Genomic DNA, 24,179 nt, shown 5'->3' with positions numbered 1-24,179 from the left:
CCGTGTCCGAGCATGTCGATCGACCAGGTGTAGAAGTGCTCAGCGTGGGCGGTCAGGTTGCGGACGTAGGCCTCGGCATGCCCACCGGACCCGTGCAACAGGATCAACACCGGCTTGTCCGGATCGCCGGCGCGCAGGTAACGCGTCCGAACTCCTTCAGCATCGAGGTAGCCCTGCTCGAACGCGACACCCTGGAGATCGCTCCATATGCTTTCGAACTCCGCCACGGTGCCTCTCTGCCCTCGTCCAAGGCTAGGTCTTGTGCTAATATCGCACGTTGATGTGCGTTATCTATAGAGCTTTGCTCTCGCGACCAGGTCTGTCAAGGCCGTGACCGCTTCCGGGACGGGCGCGCAGACGCTGGCCAGGGGCCTGACGGCGCTGCACATGGTGGCGGAGTCGCCGAGTGGGCTTGCCGTGCAACAACTCGCCGACCAACTCGGGGTGCACCGCACCATCGCCTACCGGTTGCTTTCGACGCTGGCGCAGTTCCGATTGGTGGCTAAAGGAGAGGACGGGCGCTACCGGCCCGCAGCGGGGCTCGCGGTGCTCGGCGCGTCGTTCGATCGCAATGTGCGCCAGCTTTGTCTGCCCACACTGCGCGCCCTGGCCGACGACCTCGGGACCACGGTTTCGCTCCTGATCGCCGAGGGCGACCAGCAGGTCGCGGTCGCGGTGATCGTGCCCAGCTATGTCGCGTACCAGCTTTCCTTCCACGAGGGCAGCCGATATCCGCTTGATCGCGGCGCCGCCGGCATCGCTCTGCTCGCGAGCATGCCCCCGCGCCCCGGTGAACGCGACCTGGTTGCCCGCGCCCGAAAGCGTGGCTGGGCGATGACACACGGGGAGATCGAACCGAACACCTACGGGCTGGCGGTGCCGGTCCATCGCCGAGCGCCGTCACCGCCGGCGTGCATCAACCTCATTTCCCACCGGGAAGACGTGGTGATGCGCGGAAAGGGCGCGGTGGTCAAAGCCGCAAGACGGCTGTCGGAGTTGCTGAACTGAAGGGACGCTATTCCATGCCCTGGGATCACGAAGTCGACGTCGTCGTTCTTGGCAGTGGGGGCGCCGGGCTGACCGCCGCGCTGACCGCCGCTGTCGCCGGTGCGTCGGTGGAGGTCTTCGAGAAGTCCGCGACCGTCGGCGGGACGACCGCAGTGTCGGGTGGCATCGCGTGGATTCCCTCGCACAACCGTTCTCCCGCAGGGGAATTGACGGTTGCGGACGCCCTGCGGTACCTGCGCGCGCAGTCCCTGGGTTCGATGGACAACGCCCTGGTCGAGACGTTCGTACGCACCGGCCCGGCGATGCTCGACTTCGTCGAGGCCCACAGCGGTGTGCGCTTCGAGGTCGCCGCCGGCTTTCCCGATTACCGGCCGGAGCTACCAGGCGGACAACCGACCGGCGGTCGGTCACTCAGTGCGGGCCCCTTTGATCTCACAGAAGTAGGGGATTGGGCTGACCGGATCACGTCGTTTCCCGCCGACTGGTCCAACGTCGGTTTCGACGCCGAAACCCGGGCGCGTCTGCACGCGGCGATTGACGAGCGAACCAGCGATCTTTGCGTCGCCGGCACCGCTCTTGTCGCGGGCCTGCTCAAGGGTTTACTGGAGGCCGGCGTGACACCCCGGGTAAAGGCGCGGGCCGAAGAACTCGTGGCCGAGCACGGAGAAATTACGGGGGTACGGCTTGACCTTGCGGGCCGGCGCATCGGCGTTCGTGCGCGACGCGGGGTGGTGCTTGCCACCGGCGGCTTTGAATGGGATCCGGTTCTGGTGCAGGCGTTCTTGCGCGGACCGATGCACGGTGCCGTCTCCCCGCCTTACAACACCGGGGACGGACTTCGGATGGCGATGGCACACGGCGCGGACTTGGCCAACATGGGCGAGGCCTGGTGGGTGCCGATCGTTCAAATTCCCGGCGACACCATAGAGGGCAAGCAGCGCAGCCGCAGTGTCCGCCTGGAACGAACCCGGCCAAGGAGCATCATCGTCAACTCCGCGGGCCGGCGGTTCGTCAACGAGGCATGCGACTACAACTCGATGGCCGGGGCTTTCCAGTATCTCGATCCCCGCGGCGGATATGTCAACGACCGCGGCTGGATCGTGTTCGATTCGGTTCACCTGCAGCGCTATGGATTTCTGGGAGTCGCACCCGGGCAACCGGTTCCGGACTGGTTCCGCGAGTCCGCGGACCTTGCCGAACTGGCCGCCAAGACCGGCATCGACGCCGACGGCCTTGTCCGCACCGTCGAGGAATGGAACCGTTGGGTGGCGGACGGCGCCGATCCCGACTTCGGGCGCGGCTTGAGCGCGTACGACGGCTACTGGGGCGACGACCGCGCCCCGACACTTGCCGGTAAGACCCTGGGCCCCATCGACACCGCCCCCTACTACGCGGTGCCGGTGCGCATCGGCGCGATGGGCACCAAGGGCGGCCCGCGCACCGATCCTGACGGTCGCGTGCTCCATGTCAGCGGTGAGCCCATACCGGGCCTCTTCGCCGCCGGCAACGCGATGGCCGGCGTCACCGGGCGGGCGTACGGCGGTGCCGGCGGAACCATCGGCCCGGCAATGGTTTTCGGTTACCGGGCGGGCCATGCGGCCGCTACCGGGAAGTCGGCGGACCTGAAATAGGAGGCTCAGCCCTCGGCGACGACATCCGGCCCCTGCTCGACGGGGACGAGATACGTTCCGTGACCTTCGATGACCAGGTCGCCGGCGAACCGCAACACTTCGCTCACCAGTCCGCCGTCTTGATTGCGGTACGCGATCACGACGGTGTCGATCCCCTCGTAGACGGCCTCGACGACGAACCGAAGGTTGGGGATGCGTTGCAACGCCGTGGTCCAGTAATTCCTGAGCGCGGCCTTGCCACGGACGACTCCTGCCGTTTCCGGTAGGAGACCGGCTGCCACTGGAGAAGTAAAAACCACGTCTTCGTGAAAGTGCGCAAGAACCGAGTCCACATCATGGGCATTCCAAGATGCTGCCCACTGCTCACTGAATGCCACAACGTCAAGGTTCACGGTTGGCCACCCTAGTTGCCGCAATGTTCTGCCGTCTGAGCCCTTGCGCCTACGGGTCGTCTTCCGCATGGCCAAGGAATCGTTCGGGGGTCGGGTGGCCCGGAGGGGTCGCACCTCCGGGCTCCCTTAGAACCGGGCGTGACAGTCTCCCGTCACCCGGCTCCCATCACCTTGATCGTCAGCGGTTGCGTGTTCTGGCTCCGTGGGCAAAGAGGTGTGGGTACTGTGCCACGGCACGGTTCCACGCGTTAAGTGCCCGCCGATAGCCTAGCCAGCACCGAGCGCAACGTGCCGACCGCGACGATCTCCTCGCGAGTGCTCGAAACCATGCTGCGAGCTTACGAAGTACCTCCGACAAGAGATGTCGTGATGTGGCTGCTGAAACATGAGTGACGCAGGAGCTTTGGGAATGTCTGGCGCCTAGCTGAAGGCGCTGGTAATCGCCGCCATGTCGAAGTAGTCGCGCCATCTGGCGATTCGGTCGTTCTGCACCTCGAAGACGCCCATCACCGGCAGCGGGATTTCCCCGCCGCCCTTGCGGCGCATCACGTCCGTGCGCTCGTTCATGACCAACGTGCCGTCGCTGACCTGTCGGTGCACATTGAAGTCAATGCCGTCGAACGCGGCGAGGAACCCCGCGATGAATTCTCTGATAGCGTCCCGCCCTTGAACCGGATCCATCGGGATGTTGTGGTAGACGGCGTCTTCGGTGAAATACTCGGCGAGCTTGTCCGGATCCGGGGATGCCCACAGTTTGCAGAATTCGGTTACTAATTCCTCGGCAGAACGCGTCATGTCTTCATGAAACACGTTGGCAGACAATAAAGCAATGGCATGGGTGTGCGAGCGACGGCGTCATTCCGGTTGCCGCGGCGCCAACAGCTTCTCGGCCGCCGAGTAGGGATCGTCGTGGCCGTCAACCACTGATTCCGCCAACCGATCGAGACCAGGTCGGGTGCGCAGCCGCGTTTGCGCCAGTGACAGGATCTGCGCCCGAGCCCGTGCCAACCGGCGCTCGCGGCTGTCGGTGCGGTGGTGATCGTCTATGGCGGCCAACAAATCCGCAGTTCCCTCGCCCCGGGCGGCGACGAGGCTGACGATCGGCGCTTTGGTTTCGGAACGCAGATCCCGCACGGTCTGTTCGGCGCCGTCCCGGTCGGCCTTATTGACCGCGACGATGTCGGCAACTTCCAGCACACCGGCTTTGGCGGCCTGAACCGCGTCGCCCGCGCCCGGGTTAAGGATGACGACGGTCGGATCGGCGACAGCGGCGATCTCGATCTCCGACTGCCCCACGCCCACGGTTTCCAGCAGGACCACGTGGTAACCGATCGCGCCCAGCAATCGGATCGCCGCCGGAACGGCGGCGGCCAGGCCCCCGATGTGTCCACGGGTGGCCACCGAGCGGATCAGGACGTCGGAGTCATTGATATGCGCGGTCATTCGAATCCGGTCCCCCAGCAGCGCGCCGCCGCTGAAAGGTGACGACGGGTCCACGGCCAGCACTGCCACGCGGCATCCGCGCTCCCGGTAGGCGCCGACGAGACCGGCGATCGTCGTCGACTTACCCGCGCCTGGCGGTCCGGTAACACCGACAACGCGCACGACCGACGGCTCGATACTCGCCAGCACTTCGCCGCGGCGTTCCCCTTCGACCAGACTCAGCAGCCGACCCGCCGCGCGCGGAGATCCGTTGCGCGCTTGCGCAATCAGGTCGGCAATGGTCATGTCCGCATTATGGCGTGCGGACCTCGATGACCGTCGCCGAGCCCATCCCCCCGCCCGCACACATCGCGGCGACGCCGATCCCGCCGCCGCGCCGGCGCAATTCGTGCACCAGCGTGACCAGCATCCGCGCTCCCGTTGCCGCCACCGGATGTCCCAGGGAGCAGCCGCTGCCGCTGACGTTGACGATGTCGGGATCCAGGTCGAGCAGCTTGATGGTCGCCACACACATGGCAGCGAACGCTTCGTTGATTTCGAACAGGTCCACATCGGCCGTCGAAAGCCCAGCGCGGGCAAGCGCTTTCGGTATTGCCTCGACCGGTGCCAAGCCGGTGATCGCCGGGTCGACACCGACGGAGGCCCAGGACCGCACGGTGGCCAGCGCGGGCAACCCGAGCGATTCGCTGGCCAGGACCAGCGCGGCGGCACCGTCGTTGGCGCCGCAGGCGTTGCCGGCGGTGATCGAGAAGCCCTCGATTTCCGGATGCAACGGCTTGAGCGCGGCCAGCTTCTCCATGCTGGTGTCGCGGCGCGGGTGCTCGTCGACCGAGAACAGCCCGTGCGGCGTCTCGATCGGAACGATCTCCTCCTTGAAGCGGCCCTCGTCGATGGCGGCGATGGCGTTGCGGTGCGAGCGCAGCGCCCACGCGTCCATCTCCTCGCGGCTCACCCCCGCCTTGACCGCCGCGTTCCAGCCCACGGTGATCGACATGTCCATGTTGGGCGCGTCCGGGCGGTCGGGGTGGGTCGGCGGGAACCAGTCGACCCACTCCCCGTCGACCTGCATCCGCGACCGCGGCGACGTCGACGCCGAGTTCACGCCGCCGGCGATGACGAGCTGATCCATCCCGGCCCGCACGCTTGCCGCCGCGCTCTGCACTGCTGCCTGGCCGGCCGCGCAGTGTCGGTTGTTGGCCAACCCGGGCACCTGGGGCAGGCCCGCCGTGATGGCTGCGTGGCGAGCGATCACGCCGCCGCCGTACATACCCTCGCCCAGGATTACGTCGTCGACCTGCGTCGGGTCCAGTTCTTTGACCGCTTCGGTGACGATGTGATGCGCGAGGTCGAATGCGGTGGTGTCGCGCAGCGTTCCTTTTCGAGCGGTGCCGATGGGCGTGCGCAGGGCGGACACGATGACAGCTTCGGGCACGATTTTTCTCCGGTTCTGCGGCTGATTATGCGAGAACAATATTCTCGCAGAACGAGAGTATGAGTTGCAAGGAAGCCCGGAGGGCGGCCGGTGCGCGCGGGCGGCGGTGATTTGGGATCGTGAGTGAATGACCGAGGGGAAGATTGCGGTGCCAGGCGGAAGTGTCTGGTTCAAACGAGTGGGACGCGGTCCGGGTCGTCCGCTCCTGGCTATCCATGGTGGACCGGGCCTACCGCACAACTACTTGCGTTCGCTGGAACGACTGGCTGACGAGCGGGAAGTGATTTTCTGGGATCAGCTGGGGTGCGGGAACTCCGCGTGCCCGTCCAACACTGACCTGTGGACGATCGAACGGTCGGTGGCCGAAGTGAGCGCCGTGGTAGCAGGACTGGGCCTCAACGGCTTTCACATTTTCGGCAATTCCTGGGGCGGCATGCTGGCGCTACAGTACGTTCTCGACGCGCCACCCGGGGCCGTCAGCCTGACCATTTCCAATAGCACTGCGTCGATACCGCAATTCTCAAAGATGGTGGCCCGCTTGAAATCCAATCTCGACCCGGCCACTCAATCCGCCATCGACCGTCACGAAGCCGCCGGCACGACGTACTCGGCCGAATACCAGGCCGCGATCCGCACCTGGAATGAGACCTACTTGTGCCGCGTTCGTCCGTGGCCCGCAGATCTCGAGGACGCTTTCCGGAACGCGGGAACAGAAATCTTCGAGACGATGTTCGGTCCGAGTGACTTTCACATCGTGGGGTCGATCCGAAGCTGGGACGTGTTCGACCGGCTACCCGAGATCACGCTGCCGACCCTGATCGTGGCGGGCAGGTTCGACGAATGCGCGCCCGAACACATGTGGGGAATGCACCGGCGCATAAGGGGTTCGCGGTTCGAGTTGTCGAGGAGAGCGCTCACATGCCGTTCATCGAAGAGCCCCAGCGGTTCGATCGCACGCTGCGTGACTTCCTGAGGGCGCACGACTCGCCGCCAGCGTAACCCACGGTGAAAGACCAGGCCGCTTTTCGCAGTGGCGTTACGCCCGCGGCATCGCAAGCCGGCTGGCAACTCAGTTCTTGGCCGCATTCAGCTTGGCGACGATCGAGCGGAAGTCCTCCGTGGTGAAGGACTGATGCTCGGCCGAGAGCGCGTAGTCCAGGCTGGCGAGAACCGCGCGCTCCAGGTGGAGGTTGAGCACCCGTTTGGTGCTCTCGACCGCTTGCTGCGGTAGCTCCAAGATCTTCTTGGCGCAGGCGATCGCGTCCGCCACGGGGTCTGCTGACACATGATTGGCCAATCCGAGTTCGACGGCCCGCTCGGCGCGTATTCGCGTGCCCGTCAGCGCATACTCCTTGGCCAGCAGCAGGCTGATATGCAACGGCCAGGTCAGCGGTCCACCGTCGGCAGCGACCAATCCGACCTGCACATGCGGATCCGCGAGAAAGGCGTGCTCGGCGATGTAGACGATGTCGCTGAGCGCGACGAGGCTGCAGCCCAGCCCGACGGCCGGCCCATTAACGGCCGCCACCAGGGGAATTCGGCACCGCGCCATGCCCAGGACGATCTCGCGTCCGTCTCGGATGGTCTTGGCGCGCAGATCGGCGTCCCGGGACAGTTCGGCGAGGTACGCGAAATCGCCGCCCGCAGAAAACGCCTTGCCGGCGCCGGTCAGCACGGCCGCACGCGCCGTGGGATCGTCGGTCAATCGCTGCCAGAGCCGCGCGAGTCCGACGTGCAAATCGTCGTTGACCGCGTTGAGGTCGTTGGGCCGGTTCAGCGTGATGATTCGCAGCGCCCCGTCGGCACACACATCGATTTCGGCAGGCATGTCGTACATGTCAGACTCCCAATCCCAAGATTCGCGAGGCGATGATGTTCTTCTGTATCTGCGATGTACCGCCCATCACGCTCTGCGCGCGGCTGTACAGGTAGGCGCTGAGCAGCTCTGGATCGCGGGTGCCCGCGACGGCCAGCGCGGCGTGCCCGACGGCTTGCTCGACCCAGGTCATCAGCAGCTTGTCGAGCGACCCCTCCGGCCCGTGCGACAACCCGTCGAGCTGCTCCGAGAGCCGCCGTCGAACGTGGTGCGTCAGCATCTCCGACTGGACCGCCGCCCACGCGAGCTCTTCGGGCACCGGGCCGTCGCGATTGTCCCAGCGCGCGAGGAGGGTTCGAACGAGCTTGCCGTATCTGGCCGCGTAGCCGAGGGTGGACGGCTCGCGCTCGTGCCCCACGACCGTCATGGCGACCGCCCAGCCCTCCCCGGGTCCGCCCACCATGCGGTCGGCCGGCACCGTTGCGCCGTCGAAGAACACCTGGCCGAATTCGTTGGTGACTCCGTTGATCATGCGCAACGGGCGTTGTTGCACGCCAGCCTGTTTCATCTCGATCACGAAGGCCGACAGGCCGCGGTGGCGCTTGGCAGCCGGGTCGGTGCGGGCCAACAGCAGACACCAGTCGGCGACATCGGAGTAGCTCGTCCATATCTTGTGGCCCTGCACCACATAGCGGTCGCCCACACGGGTCGCCGTGGTAGTCAGCGAGGCCAGGTCGGATCCAGCGCCGGGTTCGCTGAAACCCTGGCACCAGCGCTCGGTGCCGTCGATGATGCCGGGTAGAAATCGTCTCCGCAGTTCGTCGCTTCCGTGCCGACCGATGCCGTAGACGAGGTAGCCCACGCTGGGGCGTGGCGGGGCGCCGGCGCGGACCAGCTCCTCGTCGACGATGACGTCGTACACCGGCGGCAGCTCCTGGCCGCCGTACTCGCGGGGCCACGAGAGACCGAAAAACCCGTTGGCATAGAGGGCCTGATGCCACTCGGCCATGCGCGCCCAGTATTCGTCTCCGGAGCCGCAGTACTTTGTCGCGTGCGCCGAGAGCCAGGATCGCAGCCGCTGGCGAAACGCGGCCTCCTCGGGCGAGTCACGAAAGTCCAAATTCGATTCCCTTCAACGTCACAGGCCATAGTTCCGTCGATGTCAGCGCGCGCCGCAGATAGACGTGGGCCAGGCAGTCCCAGGTGTTGCCGATGCCGCCGTGCACCTGCACGGCTGTTTCACAGACTGTGCGCGCGGCCCGCGCGCAGTACACCTTGGCGACCCGGGTCGCGCGAACGGCCTCGAGCGGCGACAGTTCGTCGACCGCCCAGGCGGCATGGCGCAATACGCTTATCGAACCTTCCATCAGTGCAAGGCTTTCCGCCAGCAGGTGTGCAACGGCCTGATAGGAGCCGATCGTCTTGCCGTACTGCTCGCGGATTTTCGCGTAGTCACAGGCGAGGGCCTGCGCGCCGCGGGCGACCCCGACCAGGTCCGCCGAGGTGGTCACCAGCGCCAGGGCCAGCCACCGCGCGGCCACGTCGGAGGACACCTCGCCCAGCGTGGTCGCCGTTGGCGCCCGGTCGGCTTCGGCGCGGGTCAAATCTGCGCCGGCGCGAACCTCGCCTACGTCGAGAGCCAGAACGGTGGTACCCGAGAGCAACAGCGCGCGCCGAGCGCCGCGAGCATCGATCACCCGATCATCACAGGCAACGGCCAACCCCCCGCTCTGCGCACCGACGTAGCGCGCCAGATCGTCGGCCAACACCGGCCCGAGAAATGGTGCGTCGACCAGCCGGCGCCCGAATTCCTCTGCGACTATGGCGACTTCGACGCCGGACGCCCCGTCCGAGCGCAGCGATCTCCAGCCGGCGGCTTCGATGTGCTTGTCCAGCCGCGCAATTCGGCTCTGGTCGTCGAGATCCTGAACCGCCGCGGGCCCCAGATCGTCGGCGAGCTTTGCGGCGGCATCACGAAGTTGCCGCTGTTCAGCCGTCAGACGTACATCCACAGGACTCCTTCAGGACTCGGCGCAGCACCTTGCCCGAGGGCAGGCGCGGTATATCGTCCACGAGCAAGACGCGGCTCAGGCGTTTGTAGGACGCGAGCTCGTCATCCACCCGCGCGATGAGATCAGCGGGATCGACGGAATGGCGCACCGCTACGGCGGCAACGATCGCCTCACCGTTGATCCCGTCGGGAACACCGAAGACCGCGCAGTCTTTGACGGCGGGATGACCGTGCAGGACCGACTCGATTTCGGCCGGCGCGACCTGGAAGCCGCGCACTTTGATCATCTCTTTGAGGCGGTCGGTGATCCGTAGCCAGCCGCCGGCGTCCAGCCGGCCGACGTCCCCCGTCCGGTACCAGCCGTCGCACATGGCCTCCGCGGTCGCCTCGGCCGGCAGGTAGCCCGCCATGAGTGAGGCCGACCTGGCCTGGATTTCGCCCGCCTCCCCAGGGCTGACGGGCCGGCCGGTATCCGGAGAGACCACCCGAACGTCCACTCCGGGCACCGGGCGCCCGACCGAGTCAAGCCGCGCCTCCCGCAACGGATTACATGCGATGACAGGCAGTTCCGTGGTGCCGTAGGCGGGGACCCAACCCACGCCGGTGCGGCGGGTAACGGTTTCGGCAACGGTGGGGCTGACCGGCGTAGCTCCCCACACGATGAAGCGCAACGAGGACAGGTCGTACGACTCCAGATCGGGATGCGAGGCGATGGCCAGCGCGATCGGCGCAACGGCCATTTCGATTGTGATCCGGTCGTTTTCGATGTGCTGCAGCGTCCGGTCGATGTCGAACCGGGGATGCAGCCGCACCCACGCGCCGGTACACAACGCCGTCAGGATGTTGAGAAGGCCGAGGATGTGCGACGGCGGTGTGGCGACCTGAATCCGGTCGCGGCGGGTCAACCGCAAGGCGTCGCGCCACTGCCGCACGGCCGCCCGCAGCGCCGTGTGGGTATGCCGGACGGCCTTCGGCAGGCCGGTGGTGCCGGAGCTGAAGACCAGCACCGCGTCGGCTCCCGGGGGCGGCCCGCCCGTCGCCGACTCGCCCGGCACGATCGGGTCGTCCAGGTGCAGCATCGGCATCAGGCCCGCCAGCACGGCGTGGTCGCCGACCGCGTGCACGGGGTCGGTCAGCGCGAGGGCATGGTCGACCTCGACGCGCTTCCAGGCGGGGCTGAGCAGGACAACCGTGGCGCCTAGACGCCAGATCGCGCGCAAGGCCGCGACGAATTCCGGCCGGTTGGACGCCATCAGGGCGACTCGCTGGCCGGGGGCGACGCCGGCCTTGGCCAGCGTCCCGGCCAGCCCGCCGGCCATCGCGTCGAGCTGTGGCATGCCGAATCGCCGCTCCTCGAACACGAGCGCTGCCGGCTCGCTCACGTCCCCTCCCTCCAGCAGTACCGAGTGTCTTGAGAAGATCCTATCGCCCAGCGAGAATACTATTCTCTATAGTGAAGAATACAAAGTACGCTTAGCAGTTTGAGGGGGCGGTCATGGTGGCGGTCACCCGGACCATCGAGGAGACCCGACGGGTGGCAGATCCCGCAGCACCGGACGCCGGTACGGTCACCATTCACCTCGATCGCACGACGGTGTCCGTGCCGCTGGTTCCCGGCGAGACTCTCTTGGAAAGCGCGCGCCGGGCGGGACTGCAGCCGCCGTTCAACTGCGAGGCCGGCAATTGCGGCACCTGCATGGCACGGCTCGTCGAGGGCCGCGCGACCATGCGGGTCAACGACGCGCTCGAGGATGACGAGGTGGCCGACGGCTACATTCTGACCTGCCAGGGCGTGCCCGACACGGCATCGGTCACCGTGCGCTACGAATAGCGCCGCGTTGACTTCACGGTCAGGCCTCGGCGTCGTCCGGGACGTCAGCGCGTCGGCGGGCGGCGGTGCCCGCCCGCGCCCCAACCGTCCTGGATTCCCGTGGCAGCTCCTCGAATACCGCCGTTGACGCCCTTCACCCACGCCTCGCCCGGTCGGCCGGCCACCGACCGACTACCGTCGCGCCAGCCGTCGCGGATGCCCTCGGCGGTGCCGTGCACACCACCGATGACTCCCTTGACCGCGGCGCCGACCACCCGCACCAAAACATCTGTGGCATGGGCCATCTGGATCTATGTCTCCGCCCATTGCGCGGTCCGAGCCCCGATTCGTCCGGTCCCCAGCAACAGTCCCGTCACCAGAGCCCCGAACGCGAAGCCCCCGACGTGCGCGAAGAACGCGACACCACTGCCACCGCTCTTCCCCGAGACGAGTGCGGAGTTCCCTTCGAAGAACTGGTAGAGAAACCAACCGCCGAGGAACAGCCATGCCGGGATCCTGATCGGGAACCATCCCAAGAGCGTGAGGACGCTTGACTTGGGATAGAGCACGAAATAGGCGCCCAGCACGGCGGCGATTGCGCCGCTGGCGCCGAGGCAGGGGACCTGCGCGTCGGATGCGTTACCGAAGAGCAGGGTCATCGCTGTCTGCAACGTCGTTGCCGCGAAGCCGCCGGCAAAGTAGAAGAGCAGATAGCCGAGCCTGCCGAACGCGTCCTCGACGTTCTTGCCGAAGATCGCCAAAAACCACATGTTGCCGAGGATGTGATCCCAGCCGGCATGCAGGAACATCGAGGTGACCCAGCTGACGCCCCACGGATAGCCCATGTGGCAGGCATGGTCGACGTTGCATGCGTAAAACGACGCCTGCTTGATCGCCCCATCGGGGTCCGGCAACTCGTAAAACACGAAGACCGCGAAGTTGGCGACGATCAGCGCAACATTGACGATCGGAAACCGTCGAGCTGGAACTCCGTCGGAGTACGGGATCATGCAAGCCGCTTTCGTCGTTGATGGCTAATCGGGCACCGACGCATCAGACGATTGCCTAGCAGACAATGATCTGTCCAGAGTCGAAAGACCTTGACACTTGCTGGGGTCGCGATCACCGACGAAAGAGGTACTGGGCGACGGACAGCAACAGGCTGACCGCGACCGAGCCCACCGGCGCACATCAGGATCCCCACCGCCGCGACGATGATCCCGACGACCACGACAAACGGAGCCACATTTTGTCCCATCGCAGCCTCCGCGTCCCGATTGGTCCAATTCCTCTGACAAGTGTGGAGAACGGGACACCGTTGTCAACGGCGGCGGCCTCCCGACGCTGCCTATGATCGCTACAGCCTGGAAAGGCTTGCGCCCAAGAAAGGTGGCCCACGATGGCCAAGGGGATCATGTATGTCGAGAGTCGACCCAGTTCGCCGGATCGCGAGCAGGAATACAACACCTGGTACGACGAAGTGCACATACCAGAACTGCTGGAGCTCGACGGAATCGTCGCGGCCCGCAGGCTGCGCCCGGTCGATGGACAGGGGCCTTACGTCGCCATCTACGAACTCGAGGGCGATGATTTGCAAGCCATCTTGGACAACATGATCGCCAACGCAGGCCGGCTCCACATGTCCGATGCCCTGCAGCTGGACCCGCGGCCCATTCCGCGGCTGCTCGAATACCTTTGACGCCGAACGTCGACTAGTTGGGAAGAATCGGCGATTCCGGCGAAACAACTCGACATTCGCCGGGAGATTGGCATAGCACCGGCGGCGGGCGGTATTCGGGTCGGTAGCCCGAGACGCGGATGGGACTGCCGACGAGGCGGAAATCACCGGCCGTCACCACGACTTCGGGAGTCGCGTCGAGCGCCTCGGGCAGCGTCCTGACGGCCGACGCCGGCACTCCGAGTGGACGTAGCCGCCGCTCCCAGCCGGTCGCGGTGTCGGTTGCCAGCATCGCGGTGACGACGGCGAGCACCTCGTCGCGGCGGGCAATGCGTTCGGACATGGTGTCGAAACCGCCGATGCCCGCCTCGGCGGCAAACGCTTTCCAAAAGCCGTCGTGCGTGATGAACAAGGCGAGATAACCCGCGGCGGTCGGAAAGAGTTGCGCCGGAACGTAATAGGAGTGTGCGCCGAACGGGTGTCGCTGCGGCTCGACACCGTTGTTAAGGTAGGCGGCGGCGTGATAGTTGAGCTGCGACAGCATGACATCGCGCAGCGACACGTCCACTTGACCACCGGTGCCGGAAAAGATCTTGGCCAGCAGGCCCAGCGCCGCACACATGCCGGTGGAGTTGTCGGCCGACGAGTACCCGGGCAGCGTCGGCGGGCCGTCGGGATCGCCGGTCAACGCCGCGACGCCGAAACCTGCCTGGACCACGTAGTCGAACGCCGGGTGGTCGCCGCCGTCGAGCCCGAAGCCCGTGATCGCCACGCACACGATCCGCTCGTTCCGACGCCGCAACGCCTCGTAGGTGAGCCCGAGCCGACGGATGGCCGACGGTTTGAGGTTCACCAGCAGCGCATGCGACTCGGCGACTAGTTCGCCCAAGTCTTGCTGTCCCCCTTCGGAATTCAAGTCGAGGCAGATGCTGGACTTGTTCCGGTTGAGGCTTGCGAAGTAGCTGGGTCCCACCCCGCGGGAGATCTCGCCGCCCGCGGGTTCGATCTTGGTGACCTCGGCGCCGAGATCCGCGAGCAGCATGGTGGCATACGGGCCGGCCAGCATGGTGCCGACCTCGAGGATGCGTATCCCGGCCAGCGGTCCGGCGTCGGCCGTCAACGCAACTCCGTGGCGAGGGCGGCGATCATCTCGCGGGTGCGCCGCTTGGAGGCGACGAGTTCGTCGCGGTTGTCGCCGATCGGCAGCAGCCGCACCGACAGATCGGTCACGCCGGCGTCGGCGAACCGTCGCAGGCGGGCGAGGATGGCGCGCTCGTCGCCCGCCGCGCAGATGTCGCCGACATCCCTGGCGTCGCCGTACCCGAGCAGGCGCTGGTAATTGGGCGAGACCTCGGCCTCGCCGAGAATCCGGTTGGCGCGCTCACGGGCGGCGTCGACTTCGCCTGCCCCGCATAGGCAGACGGGCACGCCGGCGACGATTCTCGGGGCGGGACGTCCGGCATTGTCGGCGGCCTTGGTGATCCGCGGCACGACGTGCTCGGCCACCGCGCGTTCGTCGGCCATCCACAGCACTGTGCCGTCGGCCCGCTCGCCGGCGATGGTCAGCATCACCGGTCCCAGCGCGGCGACCAGCACCGGCAACCGCGCCACCGGGCCGATGTCGAGGGGGTTGTGGACGCGGAAGGTGGCGTTCTCGACGTCGACGGGGCCCGGGTTCGCGAACGCCGCGTCGAGCACCTGGAGATAGTCGCGGGTGTAGGACGCGGGCCGCTCATACGGTATGCCGAGCATGTCATCGACGATCCAGTGGTGGGACGGTCCGATGCCCAAGACCAGCCGGCCGCCGGCCGCCGCGTGCACCGACAAGGCTTGACGCGCCAAGGCGATCGGGTGCTGTGCCTGTAACGGGACGACCGCCGTGCCCAGTTCGATGCGACTGGTGCGGGTCCCCATCAGGGCGGCCGCGACCAGAGCGTCAAAGTCGTTGGGGATCTGCGGAATCCAAGCACTGTCCAGGCCCGCACTCTCCGCCCAGTCGATATCGGCCAGCATGCGACTGACCTTGCGCGCGGAATCACCGCGCTCCGGTCCCACCATCACTCCGATGCGCACGATTCCTCTGATTCTTCTAGGACAGCTACTGGGTTACCTGTCAAGGCCCGGATCTCGCGGACCAGCTCGTCGAGCGGCGTCCCGGTGGGGAACACCGCCGCGGCACCGGCCGACAACAGCTTGGGGACGTCGGCGTGGGGAATGGTTCCGCCCACCACGACGGCGATGTCGGCGGCGTCGGCGGCGCGCAGCGCTTCGATGGTCCGCGCGGTGAGCGCCAAGTGAGCACCGGACAGGATGCTCAGGCCGACAACCGCCACATCCTCCTGCACGGCGATGGCTGCGATGTCCTCGATGCGCTGCCGGATTCCGGTATAGATCACCTCGAAACCCGCGTCACGCAGGGTGCGGGCGACGATCTTCGCCCCGCGGTCGTGTCCGTCGAGGCCCGGCTTGGCGACCAGAATCCGCACGGCCACTTCAGAACACCACCGGTTGCCGGAATTCGCCCCACACGTCTTTGAGAGCGGTGACGATTTCACCGACGGTGCAGTAGGCGTTGGCGCAATCGATGAGATTGTGCATCAGGTTGTCGGTTCCTTCGGCGGCGCGTGACAACGCCGCGAGGCTGTTTTGCACTGCCGCCGAATCTCTTTCGGCCTTCACCTTGGAGAGCCGTTTGAGCTGCAGATCGCGGCCCTCGGCGTCGAGTTCGTAGGTGATGACGTCCGGCTCGGGCTCCGCGGACACGAAGCGGTTGACCCCGACGACCGGGCGGACACCAGCCTCGATGTCCTGATGGATCCGGAAGGCCTCGTCGGCGATCAGCCGCTGCAGGTAACCGTCCTCGATCGCGCTGACCATGCCGCCGTGGCGCTCGAGGTCGTCCATGATCTCGATGATGCGGGCTTCGGTGGCGTCGGTGAGCGCCTCGACGAAGTACGAACCGCCAAGGGGATCGGCCACGCTCGCCACGCCGGTCTCGTAGGCCAGGATCTGCTGAGTGCGCAGGGCCAGGGTGGTGGACTCCTCCGTGGGCAGTGCGAACGGCTCGTCCCAGGCGGCGGTGAACATCGACTGGACGCCGCCCAATACCGCCGCCAGCGCCTCGTAGGCCACACGGACGACATTGTTGTGGGCCTGCGGCGCATATAGGGACGCGCCGCCGCACACGCAGCCGAAGCGGAACATCGAGGCCTTGTCGGTGGTCGCGCCGTAGCGGTCCCGTACGATCGTGGCCCAACGGCGCCGTCCTGCACGGTATTTCGCGATTTCCTCGAAAAAATCGCCGTGCGTGTAGAAGAAGAAGGAGATCTGCGGCGCGAACTGGTCGATCGTCATCCGGCCGCGTTGCACCACGGTGTCGCAATAGGTGACCCCGTCCGCGAGCGTGAACGCCATCTCCTGCACCGCATTGGCACCGGCGTCGCGAAAGTGCGCCCCTGCCACCGAGATTGCATTGAACCTCGGGACCTGGGCCGCGCAGAACTCGATGGTGTCGGCGATCAGCCGCAGCGATGGTTCCGGCGGCCAAATCCATGTTCCGCGAGAGGCGTACTCCTTGAGGATGTCGTTCTGAATTGTTCCGGTGAGCCCGCCCCGCGGGATCCCCTTTTTCTCCGCCGCGGCGACGTAGAACGCCAGCAGGATCGCTGCCGTGCCGTTGATCGTCATGCTGGTGCTGATCTTGTCCAGCGGGATGCCGTCGAACAGGATCTCGGCGTCGGCCAGCGTGTCCACCGCGACGCCCACCCGGCCGACCTCCTCGCCGAACTCGGGATCGTCGGAGTCGTAGCCGCACTGCGTTGGCAGGTCAAGCGCCACCGACAGACCGGTCCCGCCCTGTTCCAGCAGGTATCGATAGCGACGGTTGGATTCCTCGGCGGTGCCGAAGCCGGAGTACTGCCGGAAGGTCCAGAGCTTGCCCCGGTAGCCGGACGTGAAGTTACCCCGGGTGAACGGGAACTGCCCCGGCGGCGGCGGCTCAGCCGTGATGTCCCCCGACCCATACACGGGCCGCAGCGGGATGCCCGACGGCGTCTGAGCAGCGTTATCCATCGATGAATAACGTACTTGCAAAAAAAGAGAATGCCAATACCACGCGCCTGAGCTGGCACGATACCCCGGCGGGCGCCATGCCTACGCCGGGCAGAGGATCTCCCCGTGCGGTATCGCCAGCCAGCCGTCCGGGGCGGCGGCCCAGGCCCGCCACGCTTCCGCGATCTCCTCGAGTTGAGCGGGCGTGGCCAGGCCGAGTGACAGCAGCTCATCCCCCACGCTCGAGTGCAAGATCCGGTCGGCCCACATGCCGCCCCACCAAGAGCGGGTTTCGTCGGTGGCATAGCACCAGAGGCTGCCGGTCGGCACGATCTCGTCGAAGCCCGCCGCGAGCGCCCACGACAGCAGCCGGCGACCGGCATCCGGCTCCCCCCGGTTGGCGCGAGCCGCCTTCGAGTAAAGGTCCAGCCACAGGTCCAGCGCCGGCAGGCGCGGAAACCAGATGAAGCCCGCGTAGTCGGCGTCCCGGGCCGCGACGACTCCGCCCGGCCGACAGACGCGCCTCATCTCCCGCAGCGCTTGCACCGGATCGGCCACGTGCTGCAGCACCTGATGGGCATGGACGACATCGAACGCGTCGGCCGGAAGTTCCAGCCGCTGCGTGTCGGCCGGCGCGAACGCTATGTTCGACAGGCCGCGCCGCTGGGCCTCGGCGCGGGCCACGTCGAGGACGTCGGCGGATTGGTCGACGGCCAGCACCCATCCGGGTGCGACCCTGGCGGCGAGATCGGCGGTGATGGTCCCGGGGCCGCAGCCGATGTCGAGTACGGATAACCCCGGCTTCAGGTGGGGCAGCAGATACGCCGCGGAATCCTCGGCGGTTCGTCGCTGGTGGCCGCGCAGCACCGACTCGTGGTGTCCGTGCGTGTACCTGGCGGGGCGCTGCTCGTTCATGGTTGCGACCGCCTAGTCGACAGGTACGTCGAGAATCGGGCGGTCGACGGCAGCGCCGGGCCCGTCGAAATGCCACCACTCACCGGAGTACACCGTCAATCCGCCATAGGTCATGGCGTCCCGCAGCCGGGCCCGATTAGCCTGAGCGTCCGGGCTGACTCCCTGGGTTGCGAATGCCGTTGCCCGCGAAGAGAAGTCGTCGAAGTCAGTGCCCATGTCGGCGAGGCACAACCCGCCGACTTGCCGCTCTGGCGTGCAGTTCCCTTGCACACTGGTGAACGTCACGTCGACCGAACGGCCCGACTCATGGCTATGCGCAGACTGGCCCGGCCGCGCCACCCACGCCGGGTTGGGAACGGCGTTGAACAGCTTGACCTGCACGTCATGGGGCCGGTAGCAGTCCCAGAACACCAGCACGTGGCCTTGCGGGCGCAGCGCATTCGCCGCCGTCGCCAGCCCCGGCGCCATGGATTGGTGCACGAGACAGCGGGCGTCGGAGGGATACAACTGCGTGTGGGTGAAATTGTTCGTCGTCGCGTAGCGCAGGTCGATCACGGCGTCGGGAACGACACTTCGGACGTCGACGAACCCGGCCGCGCGAGCCGCGTCGCCGACGGGCGGAACGTCGGCCCGGGCGGGTGGCGTCGCGGCGCCGGATGCCACGACGAGCGCGAGCGCGACCACGACTGGGAGCAACCGCCGCATCCGGGGCATCCCAACATTGTCGCGGTCCTCGGCCGATTGGGCGAACAGCTGCCGCGCCCGATGTGAATTCGGTGGAACCGCCGGCAGTTGAACGTAGCGTGAAGCAACGACCTCAGCGCTCAACGGCCCACAGACCGCCTGGATGGCGATGCTGCACGACGTGGCGCCCGACGGCGTAGTCACCGATGTGACAGCCGGCTGGTTTGGTTCCAACGCACGACTGTTCAAGGCGGACCACCGCATTCGCCTCGGCTGACCAGCGACGACCAGGACCCGTCAACTTCGGCGATCATGAATTTTCGACATGCCAGCGCCGGGACCAGCAGCCTGAACACAGTTCGCTCGTCGTCGCGGCAGCTGCCGCGCGTCCTCGGGGACGCGCCGACCGAGTAACCCGTCCGGCCGCCATATCCTGGTGCTCTCTGGCCGAGTGGTGTTCCGACCGAAAGGCGCGCGATGCACAAAGCAACACTGGAACTCGTGCTCGACTGTGCAGCACCTGAGCGACTCGCTGACTTTTGGCGCGAGGCGCTCGACTATCGCGACCACTACACAGACACGAATCTGGCGGTGCTCGTTCCGAAAGGGGGAAGCGGTTCACCCCTGCTTCTTCAGGGGGTACCGGAACCCAAGACAGGCAAGAATCGCATGCACGTCGACATTGTGGTCGTTGACGTCGAGGCCGAGGTCCGCCGGTTGCAGGCGCTGGGCGCTCGTCGGATCGATGAAGATATACAGCGCTTCGGGGGAACCCGTTGGGTCAGAATGTCCGATCCCGAGGAGAACGAGTTCTGCGTGTCCACCGGCGTCCAGTGGTGAGCAATTACTGAGGACCTTTGTGACGCGGCGGGATTCGCCTTTCACCACCGGAGGGGCGTGCACGTCTACGGCGTGCCGTACCCGGGCCGCGAGGCTGCGGCGGATGTGACACGGCCACCTGCTTCGGTGCTGGAGGCCGATAGGCCGCCATTTCGCCGGCAACCGCACGCACCGCCGCCGAGTCAACAGTGACTTCCTGCGGAGTTACGCGGATGCCCGCACGTCGCATCAGCGCGTGTGTGTCCTGGCGCTGTTCGGGCAGGACGACGGTAACGACGTCACCTGTATTTCCGGCCCGCGCCGTTCGCCCCGACCGATGCAGGTAAGCCTTGTGTTCGGCGGGCGGGTCGATGTGCACCACCAATTCGATTCCGTCGACGTGCACGCCGCGCGCCGCGATGTCGGTGGCCACCAACACCCGCGCCTCACCGGCACTGAAGGCGGCGAGGTTTCGCTCGCGCGCGGTTTGCGACAGGTTGCCGTGCAGATCGACCGCCGGGACACCGGATTCGGTGAGCTGCTTGGCGAGCCTGCGCGCTTGATGTTTGGTGCGCATGAACAGGATTCGGCGACCGGCACCTGAGGCGAGCCGATGCACCAGCTCCCTCTTGGCTTGCACCCCGGCAACGTGGAACACGTGGTGAGTCATCGCCGGCACTGGTGTGTTGGCGCCGTCCACCGCGTGCAGCACCGCGTCGTGCAGGAATCGATCGACGAGCTTGTCGACGCCGTTGTCGAGGGTCGCCGAGAACAGCAGACGCTGGCCGCGGCCCGGTGTGGCCGCGAGGATACGGGTGACACCGGGAAGGAAGCCCAGATCGGCCATGTGATCGGCTTCGTCGACCACCGTTATCGCGACCGAGCCGAGGCCGATCAAGCCTTGCTTCATCAAATCTTCGAGCCGGCCAGGACAGGCCACGACAATGTCGACGCCGGATTTCAGCGCCGCCACCTGTCTGCCTTGCGGCACCCCACCGAAGATCGTGCCCACCCGGAGGCCGTTGACCGCGGCCAACGGTTCCAGTGTTGCGGTGATCTGGCTGGCCAGCTCCCGCGTGGGAGCAAGGACCAGGCCCGACGGCCGGGACGGCCGGCGCGGATATCCGGCCAGCCTACTGACAACGGGAATCGAGAACGCCAGCGTCTTACCGCTGCCGGTCTGGCCACGGCCGAGGACGTCCCGGCCGGCGAGGGTGTCGGGCAGGGTCGCGATTTGAATGGGAAACGGGTGGGTGACCCCGTGCGCGGCGAGCGCTTCGATGAGTGGTTCCGCCACGCCGAGGTCGGCGAAGCTATTGCCAGTGTTCATGTTGATGTCTTTCAGCATCGGTTGCGCCGAGGTGGCGGCGAAGCGCGCGCCCGGTCAGCACAAAGGTGGCGAGATTGCCGGTGGGCAACATCGATCGCCGCGACACGAACGACCCGGATCAGTCCCTCAGCCGCTGGTGCGGACGGGCGCCGGGAGAATGACGAAGCGTTTCACGACGTGTAGGCCGTCGAGTGGAGCGGCCGACATTGGGGAGAAGCATAGCAGGACGGTGTTCACCGCGTATCGCCGGGCGCGGTGACAGCTCTGTGACGTCAGGATGCTCTGACGTACCTGCGGACTAAGTCGTCCTCTCCGAAGGTGCTCGTGCGCTGCGCGCCATTGTCATCCCGGCTGAAGAATGTCCACTGCCGCGGAGTTGTTTGCGGCCCGCTGATCAGCTTCACGGTCAGGCGCAATCGGGTGGGCTGCGGCGTGCCGATGACGTCACCCACCCGAACCTGTGACGGATGGATCTGGGGTGCGTCGCACCAGTCTTGTATCGCCACCTCACCCATCCTCACCTTGTTGTCCCCACCCTACCCGGGATGCGCAGTTCCCGTCGCGCCGCGGGTGAGCGCCGCTCCGGGGGCGCCGGATCCGCCACCGGGGTTTGTTGCGCTATCGCAACTCTTGACCGGGCGCGCCTGCTCGAGCATTCGCCTGTGCGACCGTAGCGTCTGGATTCGTCACCTCAGATCTGTCCGGAGATGGCCAAACCGGGGCTTCAGCCAGGCCCGACACGCGCAGGAGGTAGCGGTGAGCAGATTCGTCGATTCGATGCTGCACAGTGCGGAGTCCAGCACTCGCGGCCTGGTCACCGGGGAGCCCGGTGCGCCGGTCCGGTCCAGCTGGAGTGAAGTTCATCACCGAGCGCGCCGGGTGGCGGGCGGATTGGCCGCGTTGGGGGTAGGCCCGGGTGACCGGGTGGGGGTGCTGGCCGGCGCCCCGGTGGAGATCACGTCGACCGCTCAGGGCGTGTGGCTGCGCGGCGCATGTTTGACGATGCTGCACCAGCCGACACCGCGCACGGAGCTACGCGCGTGGGCACACGACACCTTGTCGGTCATCTCCATGATCGACGCGGCGGTGGTCGTCGTGTCGGATCCCTTCACGGCCGTAGTGCCGGTGCTGGCCGAACGCGGCGTCATGGTGGTGACGATCGCCGAGCTGCTCACCGCCGCACCCATTGACGTCGTCGGCAGCGCTGAGCAGGATCTGGCGCTGCTGCAGTTGACGTCGGGATCGACGGGCTGCCCCAAGGCGGTGGCGATCACCCACGCCAATGTGATCGCCAACGCCGAGGCGATGTTCGCCGGCGCGGAATACGACCTGGACACCGATGTGATTGTGAGTTGGTTGCCGCTGTTTCATGACATGGGCATGACGGGGTTCTTGACGGTGCCGATGTTGTTCGGCGCCGAGCTGGTCAAGATCACGCCGATCGACTTCCTGGCCGATATCTTGTTGTGGCCCAGGCTAATTGACAAGTACCGGGGCACGATGACCGCGGCGCCGAATTTCGCCTATGCATTGCTGGCGAAACGCTTACGTCGCCATGCCAGACCCGGGGAATTTGACTTGTCATCATTGCGTTGGGCACTGTCCGGCTCCGAACAGGTCGAGCCGGCCGATGTGCAGGACCTTTGCGAGGCCGGTGCGTCGTTCGGTTTGCGTCCCGAGGCGATTCTTCCGGCCTACGGAATGGCCGAAACCACTGTGGCGGTGTCGTTCTCGCTGTGCGGTCGCGGACTGGTCGTGGATGAGGTGGACGCCGACATGCTCGCAGTGCTGCGTCGTGCGGTACCGGCGAGCACCGGCAACACCCGGAGGTTGGCGTCGCTGGGACCGGTGCTCAACGGTATGCAGATCCGAATCGTCGATGAGGATGGCGCCATTCAGCCGACCCGGGGCGTGGGGCTCATCGAGGTGCGCGGAGCGCCCGTGACGTCCGGATATGTCACGACCGCCGGTTTTGTGGCCGCCCAGGACGACCAGGGTTGGTTGAGCACCGGAGACCTGGGCTACCTGACCGAAGAGGGTCACGTCGTCATCTGCGGCCGCGCCAAGGACATCATCATCATGGCCGGACGCAACATATACCCGACCGATGTCGAGCGTGCCGCCGGGCGCGTCGCCGGTGTGCGCGCGGGGTGTGTGGCGGCCGTGCGACTCGACGCCGGCCATTCCCGGGAATCGTTTGCGGTGGCCGTGGAATCAAACGACGCCGACGACCCCGCCCAGGTGCGGCGCATCAAGCACGAGGTGGCTCACGAGGTGGTCGCCGAGGTCGCGGCGCGGCCGCGCAATGTGGTGGTGCTGTCGCCCGGAGCGATCCCCAAGACACCGTCGGGAAAGCTGCGGCGCGCTCATGCGCTGTCCTTGGTAAGTTGACGGGGCTGCGGGCCTGTCGGAGACGCGCTGTCTCCCACGATGAAAACCGCCCTAAGCGCCGCGTGGGTAATAGTCCTACCCACCCGAACGCAATCGATAACTCCGCGTAACGAATCACCGGCAAAGCAACGCCCCCAGCTGAGCTCAATTGACGCCACTTTGGCCCATCCCGCCGGCACCGCGCCTCTCTTCAAGGTCGCGCGGTGTCGAGGAACCGCTGCACCTCTTTCGGATTGCGAAGGATGTACAGGTCGGCGTGAGCGGCGTGCTTTTCGATGGCATAAGTGATGGCGGGCAAGCTTTTTCGGCGGTAGTGGTAGACCCATTGCCAGTATTCGCGGGTCTCGCGTGAGCGGCGCAGGGTTCGCCAAATGCAGCGCCAGAGCGGGAAGTCGAGAACGGCGATCGTATCTGCGGCCGACAGACGCATCGCCAGGTGGATATCGTACGGGCCGAGATCACCGTCAATGACCCATCGGTTTCCGGCAAGGAGTCTGTGCTGGATCTGTTCCCATTCGTGTTTGGGTGTTGGTTTCGGACCGGGTTTCCAGAAGATGCTGTCCAACTCGGTGACGGGACTGCGGAGTGCCTGGCCGAGCCGTTGTGCCAGTGTTGATTTGCCGGCGCCGCCGCGGCCGAGGATGACGATTCGCTTCACCGTTGGCACCTGTGATGGTGGTTCTTGCCACGCACGGTTCTGCAGCGCCTCTGGTTGCCTGACGTAGCTGTCCATCGGTGGGTACAGGTGGCAGCGTAGCGGGCTGGGGAT

General features: G+C 66.3%; 24 protein-coding genes and 4 pseudogenes. 8 read left to right on the top strand and 20 right to left on the bottom strand.

The annotated features are described in order from the left end of the window. Positions 1–227 (bottom strand): annotated as a pseudogene (locus JO059_RS18510) (alpha/beta hydrolase); the annotation flags it as partial. Positions 228–330: 103 nt separating this feature from the next. On the opposite strand from JO059_RS18510, the gene JO059_RS18505 reads away from it, so the two are divergent. Continuing rightward, positions 331–1,008, top strand: coding sequence for an IclR family transcriptional regulator (locus JO059_RS18505; protein WP_293321332.1), 678 nt, complete (start codon positions 331–333; stop codon positions 1,006–1,008). A 14-nt stretch (positions 1,009–1,022) separates the two neighbouring features. Beyond that, positions 1,023–2,639 carry an FAD-dependent oxidoreductase gene (locus JO059_RS18500; RefSeq protein WP_293321330.1) on the top strand — a complete coding sequence of 539 codons (1,617 nt, stop codon included), beginning with the start codon at positions 1,023–1,025 and terminating at the stop codon, positions 2,637–2,639. Positions 2,640–2,644: 5 nt separating this feature from the next. Here the strand turns inward: JO059_RS18500 and JO059_RS18495 are convergent, their stop codons facing one another. The 4 genes from JO059_RS18495 to JO059_RS18480 all read right to left on the bottom strand — a co-directional run bounded on the left by JO059_RS18495 (position 2,645) and on the right by JO059_RS18480 (position 5,906). Then, on the bottom strand, positions 2,645–3,031 hold the full coding sequence (locus JO059_RS18495; RefSeq protein WP_293321328.1) for a nuclear transport factor 2 family protein: 387 nt from the start codon (positions 3,029–3,031) through the stop codon (positions 2,645–2,647). A 420-nt stretch (positions 3,032–3,451) separates the two neighbouring features. Next, positions 3,452–3,826 carry an SgcJ/EcaC family oxidoreductase gene (locus JO059_RS18490; RefSeq protein WP_293321326.1) on the bottom strand — a complete coding sequence of 125 codons (375 nt, stop codon included), beginning with the start codon at positions 3,824–3,826 and terminating at the stop codon, positions 3,452–3,454. Between the two features lie 60 nt (positions 3,827–3,886). After that, positions 3,887–4,759 carry a methylmalonyl Co-A mutase-associated GTPase MeaB gene (locus tag JO059_RS18485; RefSeq protein WP_293321291.1) on the bottom strand — a complete coding sequence of 291 codons (873 nt, stop codon included), beginning with the start codon at positions 4,757–4,759 and terminating at the stop codon, positions 3,887–3,889. A gap of 7 nt (positions 4,760–4,766) precedes the next feature. Continuing rightward, on the bottom strand, positions 4,767–5,906 hold the full coding sequence (locus JO059_RS18480) for a thiolase family protein (RefSeq protein ID WP_293321289.1): 1,140 nt from the start codon (positions 5,904–5,906) through the stop codon (positions 4,767–4,769). A 127-nt stretch (positions 5,907–6,033) separates the two neighbouring features. Here JO059_RS18480 and JO059_RS18475 point away from each other — a divergent pair. Continuing rightward, positions 6,034–6,905, top strand: a pseudogene (locus tag JO059_RS18475) (proline iminopeptidase-family hydrolase). A 70-nt stretch (positions 6,906–6,975) separates the two neighbouring features. Here JO059_RS18475 and JO059_RS18470 read toward each other — a convergent pair. From JO059_RS18470 to JO059_RS18455, 4 genes are read right to left on the bottom strand one after another with little or no spacing between them, the layout of a single operon-like run. Beyond that, complete coding sequence (locus tag JO059_RS18470) at positions 6,976–7,743, bottom strand: enoyl-CoA hydratase/isomerase family protein (RefSeq protein ID WP_293321287.1); 768 nt, start codon at positions 7,741–7,743, stop codon at positions 6,976–6,978. Position 7,744: 1 nt separating this feature from the next. After that, complete coding sequence (locus JO059_RS18465) at positions 7,745–8,842, bottom strand: acyl-CoA dehydrogenase family protein (RefSeq protein ID WP_293321285.1); 1,098 nt, start codon at positions 8,840–8,842, stop codon at positions 7,745–7,747. Further along, positions 8,829–9,734 (bottom strand): acyl-CoA dehydrogenase family protein, encoded by a 906-nt coding sequence (locus tag JO059_RS18460; protein WP_293321283.1) that lies wholly within the window; start codon positions 9,732–9,734, stop codon positions 8,829–8,831. The genes JO059_RS18465 and JO059_RS18460 overlap by 14 nt, the downstream gene beginning before the upstream one ends. Next, a complete protein-coding gene (locus JO059_RS18455) occupies positions 9,712–11,115 on the bottom strand; it encodes an AMP-binding protein (RefSeq protein WP_293321281.1) in 1,404 nt (467 codons plus the stop codon). The genes JO059_RS18460 and JO059_RS18455 overlap by 23 nt, the downstream gene beginning before the upstream one ends. A 116-nt stretch (positions 11,116–11,231) precedes the next feature. On the opposite strand from JO059_RS18455, the gene JO059_RS18450 reads away from it, so the two are divergent. Next, on the top strand, positions 11,232–11,564 hold the full coding sequence (locus JO059_RS18450; protein WP_293321334.1) for a 2Fe-2S iron-sulfur cluster-binding protein: 333 nt from the start codon (positions 11,232–11,234) through the stop codon (positions 11,562–11,564). A gap of 44 nt (positions 11,565–11,608) precedes the next feature. Here the strand turns inward: JO059_RS18450 and JO059_RS18445 are convergent, their stop codons facing one another. Both JO059_RS18445 and JO059_RS18440 read right to left on the bottom strand, forming a co-directional pair. After that, a complete protein-coding gene (locus JO059_RS18445; RefSeq protein ID WP_293321279.1) occupies positions 11,609–11,848 on the bottom strand; it encodes a hypothetical protein in 240 nt (79 codons plus the stop codon). Positions 11,849–11,854: 6 nt separating this feature from the next. Beyond that, complete coding sequence (locus JO059_RS18440) at positions 11,855–12,553, bottom strand: rhomboid family intramembrane serine protease (protein WP_293321277.1); 699 nt, start codon at positions 12,551–12,553, stop codon at positions 11,855–11,857. Between the two features lie 389 nt (positions 12,554–12,942). Between JO059_RS18440 and JO059_RS18435 the strand changes: the two genes are divergently transcribed. After that, on the top strand, positions 12,943–13,242 hold the full coding sequence (locus tag JO059_RS18435) for a DUF4286 family protein (RefSeq protein WP_293321275.1): 300 nt from the start codon (positions 12,943–12,945) through the stop codon (positions 13,240–13,242). A gap of 13 nt (positions 13,243–13,255) precedes the next feature. Here the strand turns inward: JO059_RS18435 and JO059_RS18430 are convergent, their stop codons facing one another. From JO059_RS18430 to JO059_RS18405, 6 genes and pseudogenes are all read right to left on the bottom strand, one after another. Continuing rightward, entirely contained in the window at positions 13,256–14,341 is a 1,086-nt protein-coding gene (locus tag JO059_RS18430; protein WP_293321273.1) for a CoA transferase, read from the bottom strand. Further along, positions 14,338–15,294, bottom strand: a complete 957-nt coding sequence (locus JO059_RS18425) for an LLM class F420-dependent oxidoreductase (protein ID WP_293321271.1) — start codon at positions 15,292–15,294, stop codon at positions 14,338–14,340. Before JO059_RS18425 ends, JO059_RS18430 begins: the two co-directional genes overlap by 4 nt. Continuing rightward, positions 15,279–15,713 carry a cobalamin-dependent protein gene (locus JO059_RS18420; RefSeq protein WP_293321269.1) on the bottom strand — a complete coding sequence of 145 codons (435 nt, stop codon included), beginning with the start codon at positions 15,711–15,713 and terminating at the stop codon, positions 15,279–15,281. The genes JO059_RS18425 and JO059_RS18420 overlap by 16 nt, the downstream gene beginning before the upstream one ends. A gap of 1 nt (position 15,714) precedes the next feature. Beyond that, positions 15,715–17,292 (bottom strand): methylmalonyl-CoA mutase family protein, encoded by a 1,578-nt coding sequence (locus tag JO059_RS18415; RefSeq protein ID WP_293321267.1) that lies wholly within the window; start codon positions 17,290–17,292, stop codon positions 15,715–15,717. A gap of 81 nt (positions 17,293–17,373) precedes the next feature. Then, complete coding sequence (locus JO059_RS18410; RefSeq protein ID WP_293321265.1) at positions 17,374–18,186, bottom strand: methyltransferase domain-containing protein; 813 nt, start codon at positions 18,184–18,186, stop codon at positions 17,374–17,376. 12 nt (positions 18,187–18,198) lie between these two features. Then, positions 18,199–18,824, bottom strand: a pseudogene (locus JO059_RS18405) (M15 family metallopeptidase); the annotation flags it as partial. A gap of 200 nt (positions 18,825–19,024) precedes the next feature. On the opposite strand from JO059_RS18405, the pseudogene JO059_RS18400 reads away from it, so the two are divergent. Beyond that, positions 19,025–19,284: pseudogene (locus JO059_RS18400) on the top strand (peptidase S15); the annotation flags it as partial. A gap of 63 nt (positions 19,285–19,347) precedes the next feature. Further along, positions 19,348–19,710: a VOC family protein gene (locus tag JO059_RS18395; RefSeq protein WP_293321263.1), complete on the top strand. Its 363-nt coding sequence runs from the start codon at positions 19,348–19,350 to the stop codon at positions 19,708–19,710. A gap of 4 nt (positions 19,711–19,714) precedes the next feature. On the opposite strand, the gene JO059_RS18390 is transcribed toward JO059_RS18395, so the two are convergent. Further along, a complete protein-coding gene (locus JO059_RS18390) occupies positions 19,715–21,019 on the bottom strand; it encodes a DEAD/DEAH box helicase (protein ID WP_293321261.1) in 1,305 nt (434 codons plus the stop codon). A 272-nt stretch (positions 21,020–21,291) separates the two neighbouring features. Continuing rightward, positions 21,292–21,525, bottom strand: coding sequence for a hypothetical protein (locus JO059_RS18385; protein ID WP_293321259.1), 234 nt, complete (start codon positions 21,523–21,525; stop codon positions 21,292–21,294). Between the two features lie 250 nt (positions 21,526–21,775). Here JO059_RS18385 and JO059_RS18380 point away from each other — a divergent pair, with 250 nt between their 5' ends. Beyond that, positions 21,776–23,410, top strand: a complete 1,635-nt coding sequence (locus JO059_RS18380; protein WP_293321258.1) for a fatty acyl-AMP ligase — start codon at positions 21,776–21,778, stop codon at positions 23,408–23,410. A gap of 190 nt (positions 23,411–23,600) precedes the next feature. On the opposite strand, the gene JO059_RS18375 is transcribed toward JO059_RS18380, so the two are convergent. Next, the coding region (locus JO059_RS18375) for a hypothetical protein (RefSeq protein WP_293321256.1) at positions 23,601–24,179 on the bottom strand (579 nt) is incomplete at its 5' end.

It is taken from the genome of Mycobacterium sp., from assembly GCF_019247615.1.
GTDB lineage: Bacteria > Actinomycetota > Actinomycetes > Mycobacteriales > Mycobacteriaceae > Mycobacterium.
Note: the sequence above shows the minus strand (reverse complement) of the source record. Positions and strands in the feature narration are given on the sequence as shown.